The following is a 6,941-nucleotide window of genomic DNA, read 5'->3' on the forward strand; positions in this document are numbered from 1 at the left end:
GGCCGCTGCTAGGGCTCACCCCCACACCCTTCACTGCCTGCCGCCGTCGAAATCGCCGAAACGGTGCAGGTTCGCCGGAACGTTCCAGCGTCCCCGCACCGTTCCGGCGTTTTGGCGTTGTGCACATAACGACGGCGGAGCGTGGCGGGGCTGTGGGGCGTGCCGGAAGGTGGGTGGATGACACAGCCTCAAGTACAAAGTTCCCGGCTTCCGGAGACAGGAAACGTGTGGCGAACGGACCAACTTCGCGCCAAGGGACTGCAGGCGCGGGACATCCGCCGGCTCATAAAGCATGGTGAGCTGGTCCGCCTGCGGTGGGGCTGCTACATCCGCGCTGCGTTGTGGGAGAAACAGCCGGCCACTGTCCGCAGCGTGCAGCTGATCCACGCGCACGCCCACGGGACATTGACGACGTCGACGGGAGGCTACGTCTACAGCCACACCTCGGCGGCACGTCTTCACGGCCTCTTCCTCTGGAACGTGGATGACCTGATCCATATCCTGCTCCGGGTATCGCCGTCAGGCGAACGCCTCGGGAAAGACGTACGCGGTCACACCCGGCCCTACACGGATCAGGACGTGACAACGATTGGCAGGCTGAGGGTCACAGCGCTTGAACGGACGGTAGTGGACTGCGTCACGGCGCTTGATTACCGCCAGGGGCTGATCCTCACGGACCATGCACTGCGGCTCGGCGCTGACTTGGGCCAGATGCAGGCCATGGCCGCGGGGCCTTCGGGACACCGCGGTGTACGGAACCTGCGGATGGCGTTGGCCAATGCAGATGCCCGAGCCGAATCGGCCGGAGAAACACTGACCAGGGAACTCCTGGCCCGGCTGAGGCTTCCCATGCCGGACGCACAGGTTGACGTCCGGACCCGGTTGGGATGGCACAGGCTGGACTTCGCCTGGCGGGACAAGAAGGTTGCCCTTGAATTCGACGGCAAGGTCAAGTACTTCGACTACAAGCCAACCTCCGAAGTCCTGTTCCAGGAGCGGCGCCGGGAAAAGGCGCTCACCGAGGCCGGCTGGTTCTTCCTCCGGGTGGAATGGCGGGACCTCTTCCGGGAGCAGGAGTTCAAGAACCGGGTCCTGGACGCGCTCAGGCGCCAGCCCGCGCCCGAGGCGGCCGCCGCCGTCGAAATCGCCGGAATGGATCCAGGACGCTGAAACGTTCCGGCGAAACCGCACCGTTCCGGCGTCCTCGGCGTGGGCGGGGATCCTGGGGTTGCGGGCGGCTCAGGGGTCAGGCGGCCGCGGCGGGCACGGTGCCGTAGCTTGGTTCCCGCTTCTTGATCCAGCCGATCACCAGGGACGTCACGGGGACCAGGATGAACTCCACCAAGGTCTTGTATACGAAGCCGACCACCACGTAGTTCACGAACGTCCCGAAATCAGTGATCCCGATGACGGACGCCGCAATGCTGCAGAAGATCAGCGTGTCCACGAACTCGCCGGCGCCGGAGGACCCCATCAGCCGGGCCCACAGGGACTTTTCTCCGGAACGGGCCTTCATCCGGACCAGGATCCAGGAGTTGATGGTTTGCCCCGCCAGGAACGCCAGCAGCGAGGCCAGCACGATCTGCGGCACCGGGCCCAGGGCGCCCTCGAGGGCCGCCTGCTTGGACGTTCCGAATTCGTCGTCGAATCCCGGCAGGGCAATGATCACCCAGTAGCAGAGCGAGGCGAAGACGGACAGCGCGAAGGTGGTGAGGATGGCCTTGCGCGCCACCTTGAAGCCGTACACCTCGCTGATGACGTCACCCAGGATGTACGCCAGCGGGAAGAGGAAGAAGCCGCCGTCGGTGACGATGGGCCCGATGGCAACGCCCTTGGACGCCCCGATGTTGGACAGGATCAGCACCACCGCCATGAAGGCCAGCATGATCCCGAAGTACGGGGACCCGATGGATGCGAACCTGGCCGCGGGTCCGGAGGGAGTTGTTTCAGGCAGGGCGTCCTGGCCGGAGGGAGAAGACATGAGGGAGTCCGTTCAAAGTGGTTCGCTCGGCACCCGGATTGCTGCGAGGAGGCCGGCTGTATTAGCACTGTCGGCCTATTCTCCCACCCGTGCCGCTGAAGGCAGTATCAGTGAAGGCCGGCATAAAACTGAACATGTTCAAACACATGTCATAATATTCTTGAACACGTTCAAAATGGGGGCAAGGATGACGGCCAAAAGCGGGCAGACCAGGCAGTTGGTGGCCGATGTGGCGCTGCGGATGTTCCGCGAGGTTGGTTTCGCCAAGACCACCATGCGCGCCATCGCGGCAGAGGCGGGCGTCTCCGTGGGCAACGCCTACTACTACTTCGCTTCAAAGGACGACCTGGTCCAGGAGCTGTACCTGCAGGTGCAGCAGGAGCATGCGGCACGGGCGGCGTCCGCCATGGAAAACGCCACCGACCTCAGCAGCCGGCTCCGCGCCACCCTTCATGCAGGCCTCGATTCCATGGCCCCGTACCACCGCTTCGGTGCCGACTTCCTCACCACCGCCATCCGGCCCACGTCGCCAGTGAACCCCTTCGCGGCAGGTTCCGCCGCAGCCCGGGAAGCCTCCCTGTCGATCTTCCGGTCGGCGGTGGAGGGCGCGCGGCCGGCAGTTCCCAAGAAGCTTCGCGCTGATCTTCCGGAACTCCTGTGGCTCGGCTACATGGGCGTCACACTGTTCTGGGTCTACGACACCTCGGAGGGGCAGCAGCGCACAAGGAAGCTGGTGGACGGCGGCGTCCCGCTGATCGCCAGGGTGCTCTCACTGGCGCGCGTCCCGGGCGTCAGCAAGCTCCTGGACGATATCCTCAGCCTCAGCCGGAGCATCCGTGCATAGCCGCAAGCCAGCAAAACAATATCGGGGGAAAAGCATGACCAGGACCAAGACCGTGGTGCTCGCCGGCGCCTCGGGCTTCATTGGAAAGTACCTGCGCGCCCGCTTCGAGCAGGACGGCTGGACGGTGAAAACGGTAGGAAGGGCGCGGACCGGAGGGCGGCGGCACACTCCCGCGCGGCCGGGCGCTAACGGCGGCACCACCGGCCGGAAAATAACGCACGCATCCTGGGACGACGACGGCGCCATCACCGAGGTGATTAACGGCGCCGACCTGGTCATCAACCTCGCCGGACGGTCCGTGTCGTGCCGCTACAACGCGCGGAACAAGGCGGCGATCCTGGGTTCCCGGATCTCCACCACCGCGGCACTTGGCCGTGCCATCGCCCAATGCCGGCGCCCGCCGTCGACCTGGCTGAATGCCAGCACCGGCACCATCTACCGCGACGCCCGCGACCGCCCGCAGACGGAATCCGACGGCGAACTGGGGACGGGCTTTTCGGTGGAGGTGGCCCGGGCCTGGGAGGCGGAGCTCGAGGCCGCCGTCACGCCGGTGACCCGGAAGATTCCGCTCCGCATTGCCATCGTGCTGGGTGCCGGAGGCGGTGCCCTGCGTCCGTTCGCCAACCTCGCGCGGCTGGGACTGGGCGGGCACATGGGCAACGGGACGCAGAAGTTCAGCTGGGTGCACGTGGAGGACCTCTACCGGTGCGCCCGTTTCCTGCACGCCCGGACGGACATCACCGGCCCCGTCAACGTGGCCTCGCCGGATGTGGTGAGCAACCGGGAGCTGATGCAGCTGGTGCGCCGCGCGTATGGAGCACAATTCGGCGTTCCCACCCCGGCCTGGCTGCTCCGCGCGGGCGCCGTCCTGATCCGCACGGAAACAGAGCTGGTGCTCAAGAGCCGCTGGGTCCAGCCCCAGAAGCTGTTGGATTCGGGGTTCGTCTACAGCCAGCCGGAGCTGGGCAGGGCGCTGCTTCAGATCGCCAAGGGAACAGCGTGAGCCGGCCGCGGCGCGTCGTGGTGGGCACGGGCGCGCTGGCGCTGGCGACGTTCGTCAGCCTGGTGTGCTGCGCCACGGTGCTCGCCTTTCTGGTCGGCAGTTGGATTCCATGGTGGCAGGCCCTCATGATGACGGTGATCTGGGGAGTGCTGCCGTCCATCGCCCTGGCCTTCTGCTTGGGCGTACCCCTGGCCATGCTGCTCCAGCCGGTCCGGAACCAGTGGCTGCACGTTGCCGCCTTTGCAGGACTGGGAGTGGTGTTGGGGATCGTCTTCGCGCTGCTGGCCTCCGGCCCCGCGCCCCGGACGGACTACGTGCTGACCTTCGCCGCTACCGCCGCGCTCACGTGCGGCGGCGCCCTCGCCGTCGGCCGGCTGTCCATCTGGCGGCTGGTGCGCCTCGACCAGGATGGCACAGCCCGGGATGGCACAGTCCGGGACGCCACCGCCCATGATGGTGCACCGGATGGCGCGGACCAGGACAGCGCCAGCCAGGACGCCGGCAACCAGCAGGGCAAGGTACCCCAGGACGCCACAAGCCAGGACGAGCCCAGCATTGATCTGCACTCCAACCAGGACCGCGGGCAGAACTAAACCCTTGTGGCCCTGAACACCCCTCGCCGGCACCGGCTGTACGGCCACACAAGGAAATTGTCCGACGGCGGATGGCAGGATGGGGGCATGACTTCCGTTTCCGCTGATGCAACGCAGACCGTCACCAGCCCGGCCGTGGTCCTCACCATCGCCGGCTCCGAAGCCACCGGCGGCGCCGGCGCCCAGGCCGACCTGAAGACGTTCCAGGAGCTCGGCGTCTTCGGCATCGCCAACCTGACCTGCATCGTCTCGTTCAACCCGAACGACAGCTGGAACCACCGCTTCGTGCCGGTGGACCAGCAGGTCATTGCCCATCAACTGGAGGCAACGACGGCGGCCTATGGTCCGTCGTCGGGCGCTCCGTCGGTGCTGGACAACGTGAAGATCGGCATGCTGGGCAGCCCTGCCACCATCGCCACGGTTGCCGGCGCCCTGAGGGACAACCGGTTTTCCAACGTGGTCCTGGACCCGGTGCTGATCTGCAAAGGCCAGGAGCCCGGCCACGCGCTCGACACGGACGAGGCCCTCAAGGCGCAGATCCTGCCGCTGGCCACCTTCGTGACGCCCAACCACTTCGAGGCGGAGTCGCTGTCCGGGCTCGAGATCACCGACGTCGAATCCCTCAAGGCAGCCGCCGTCCGCATCCACGAACTCAGCGGCGCAGCAGTCCTGGCGAAGGGCGGGGTCCGGCTGGAAGGCCCCGACGCCGTCGACGTCTTTTACGACGGCCAGACGCTGGAGGTCCTGAGCGCCCCGAAGGTGGGCGAGGTGGCCGTGTCCGGAGCAGGTTGCTCGCTGGCCGCCGCCGTCACCGCGGAGCTGGCCAAGGGGGCCTCCCCTCTGGAAGCGGCCCGGACGGCCAAGGATTTCGTCACCGCGGGGATCCGCAACCGGGTAGCGTCAGGCGCGCCCTTCGATGCCCTGTGGCAGGGCGGGGCCCGCTAGACGCACCGCCGGCCGCAGCACAACGGCCGGCCGGCATCAGGAGCGCGGGTCCGCCACCTTGCCCATAAAGAGCGGCAGCCCCGTCTCTGTGTGGATGATCTGGTAGTGGAAGGGCCGGTCAAAGGCGATCGACACGTCCGGCTGAAGCGTGCCACTGACGGCCTGCGCATTGATCTGGGTGACCGCAGCGGCCACGGTCCCCTTCTCGGCAACCGTGATGTTGGCCGCCTGGGCGGCCTGCGTGATCTTCATCCCGGACTGGATCGCGTCAAAGTCTTCGGCGGTGTTGAGGGTGTTGTGCAGGCCCATGGCTCCCAGGACTTCCCGCAGGTCGAAGCTGGTTTTATGGTCCCAGCGGGGCAGGGTGATGTGCACGGGCTGGATGGCCGTCGCATCCAGCGCGGCCGACAGCCGGGAGAGCTGTTCCGCCGTCACCGCACTGCCGGCGGGGGGACCGGCGGCAGTGTCCGCTGGCAGGACAAGGCGCATCACGGCCCCTTCCGCATAGGGAAGGTCAACCGCCTGCCACCCCTCCCCCTCGGCGTATTTCATGTCCACGGTCTGCCCCATGGTGGGAACGTTGACCACTTCCCCGGTTCCCGTCGTGAAGGGCCGGTCAAGCGTCCGGGAGGGGTCGAAGGGGGTGTTCCAGGCGGCGGCGAAGTAGATGGCGTTGAGGATGCTGAAGGTGTTCTTCGGATCAAAAGCAGCAGGCGCCTTCTTGATGCGGCCACCGGTATTCCGGTCCACCCAGGCGTCGATGGCGGGTTCCGTTGTGTCCCGGTCGCGGAAATCCACTTTGTGGACGCCCGTGCCGTAATGACGGGCCAAGGTGTCCAGGTAGTCCGGTCCCGTGGGGGTGTTGATGTCCACGAAGAGTCCGTTCGCCGAGTGGATGACGGGCTTCCGCGGCGGGTTGTCCTCATCAACGGCACCGGGATCGCCGTCGTAGCGTTCGACGGCGGCCAGCATGGCATTGGCGGCTTCGTCCCGGTTGGTGAGCGGCAGGGCCAGGATGCGGTCCAGTTCCGCGGCGGTTTCACCGGCCGCTCCGGCCCGTAGCATCACCAGGGCGGTGAGCAGGCTGCCGGGTGAGGCGACCACGTTCCCGGCGGTGCCGTCCCCGCCGTCGGACAGGAGGGCCTCCCCCAGCGCGTAGGCCGAGGAGCGCAGGGAATCAAGCTCCCGCGGGTAGGCGGCAGTGTCCACGGAGGCCCGCTCGACCCCCGGCGCGGTCACCATCTCGGGCGGGGATGCCGAACACGCGGTAAGCGCAACCACAACGCCGAGCGCCGCGAAGCCGGCCCGCCGCGGCACCTTCGCGTGTTTCGTGTGAGCAGACTTCGTCAGGACTTCCAGCCGCTGCATGACTCCAGTGAAGCAGCCGGACCGGAAGGTAGCGATGCCAGCCGGGTCACGGTTTGCCGTCGTTTCGGTCACGCCCAGCCAGGCTGAACAGGACGCGGAGACCCTGGCCGCGGAACCGCACGACGGCGGGACGGCACGACGGCGAAAAGCGGCGCCCGCCCGGCCTTGCCGGCCAGGGGGCGCCGCCGCCGGACTAAGTCAGCGCCT

8 protein-coding genes are annotated in these 6,941 nt (G+C 67.2%); 6 read left to right on the forward strand and 2 right to left on the reverse strand.

Going from position 1 to position 6,941, the window contains the following annotated elements:
* Positions 1–177 precede the first annotated feature (177 nt).
* Positions 178–1,170: a type IV toxin-antitoxin system AbiEi family antitoxin domain-containing protein gene (locus P2Q66_RS17745; RefSeq protein ID WP_275730277.1), complete on the forward strand. Its 993-nt coding sequence runs from the start codon at positions 178–180 to the stop codon at positions 1,168–1,170.
* Between the two features lie 76 nt (positions 1,171–1,246).
* Here the strand turns inward: P2Q66_RS17745 and P2Q66_RS17750 are convergent, their stop codons facing one another.
* Positions 1,247–1,981: a queuosine precursor transporter gene (locus P2Q66_RS17750; protein WP_079598117.1), complete on the reverse strand. Its 735-nt coding sequence runs from the start codon at positions 1,979–1,981 to the stop codon at positions 1,247–1,249.
* 187 nt (positions 1,982–2,168) lie between these two features.
* Here P2Q66_RS17750 and P2Q66_RS17755 point away from each other — a divergent pair, with 187 nt between their 5' ends.
* The 4 genes from P2Q66_RS17755 (at position 2,169) to P2Q66_RS17770 (ending at position 5,366) form a co-directional block, all read left to right on the forward strand.
* Positions 2,169–2,825, forward strand: coding sequence for a TetR family transcriptional regulator (locus P2Q66_RS17755; protein ID WP_275730279.1), 657 nt, complete (start codon positions 2,169–2,171; stop codon positions 2,823–2,825).
* A gap of 34 nt (positions 2,826–2,859) precedes the next feature.
* Positions 2,860–3,828, forward strand: coding sequence for a TIGR01777 family oxidoreductase (locus P2Q66_RS17760; RefSeq protein ID WP_275730280.1), 969 nt, complete (start codon positions 2,860–2,862; stop codon positions 3,826–3,828).
* Positions 3,825–4,421, forward strand: coding sequence for a hypothetical protein (locus tag P2Q66_RS17765; protein ID WP_275730282.1), 597 nt, complete (start codon positions 3,825–3,827; stop codon positions 4,419–4,421). The genes P2Q66_RS17760 and P2Q66_RS17765 overlap by 4 nt, the downstream gene beginning before the upstream one ends.
* Before the next feature lie 87 nt (positions 4,422–4,508).
* Positions 4,509–5,366 carry a hydroxymethylpyrimidine/phosphomethylpyrimidine kinase gene (locus tag P2Q66_RS17770; RefSeq protein WP_275730284.1) on the forward strand — a complete coding sequence of 286 codons (858 nt, stop codon included), beginning with the start codon at positions 4,509–4,511 and terminating at the stop codon, positions 5,364–5,366.
* A 36-nt stretch (positions 5,367–5,402) separates the two neighbouring features.
* Here the strand turns inward: P2Q66_RS17770 and P2Q66_RS17775 are convergent, their stop codons facing one another.
* Positions 5,403–6,734, reverse strand: coding sequence for a serpin family protein (locus P2Q66_RS17775; RefSeq protein WP_275730285.1), 1,332 nt, complete (start codon positions 6,732–6,734; stop codon positions 5,403–5,405).
* Between P2Q66_RS17775 and P2Q66_RS17780 the strand changes: the two genes are divergently transcribed.
* Positions 6,733–6,941 (forward strand): hypothetical protein (locus P2Q66_RS17780; protein ID WP_275730288.1); only part of this gene is annotated, 209 nt, incomplete at its 3' end. The genes P2Q66_RS17775 and P2Q66_RS17780 overlap by 2 nt on opposite strands.

Source organism: Arthrobacter sp. Cr_A7, assembly GCF_029222765.1.
Lineage (GTDB): Bacteria > Actinomycetota > Actinomycetes > Actinomycetales > Micrococcaceae > Arthrobacter.